1 protein-coding gene is annotated in these 233 nt (G+C 36.5%); it reads right to left on the bottom strand.

The window, feature by feature from the left end; translation table 11 throughout:
* Positions 1–233, bottom strand: a 233-nt coding sequence (locus tag ACZ267_RS13060; protein ID WP_463680367.1) for an orotidine 5'-phosphate decarboxylase / HUMPS family protein, incomplete at both ends; no start/stop codon positions are given.

Raw genomic sequence — 233 nt, 5'->3', positions numbered from 1 at the left:
AAATCATAACCAGTGTGCACTGCAATATAGTCAGCACCCATTTCATCTAATTCTTTCGCACGTTTTTCTAAATCTTGTACAGCAATCATATCTACTAATAATTGTTTGTCATTTTTATGTGCTTCTTCAACTGCTGCTTTAATTGACGCATCTTCTGCTACACCTAAAATTGTTACAACATCAGCGCCGAATTTAACAGCTTGGCTTACTTCATAGTCTGCTGCATCCATGAT

Source organism: Staphylococcus sp. AC872 (genome assembly GCF_979255425.1).
The sequence above is the reverse complement of the archived record's forward strand: the minus strand, read 5'-3'. Positions and strand labels throughout refer to the sequence as shown.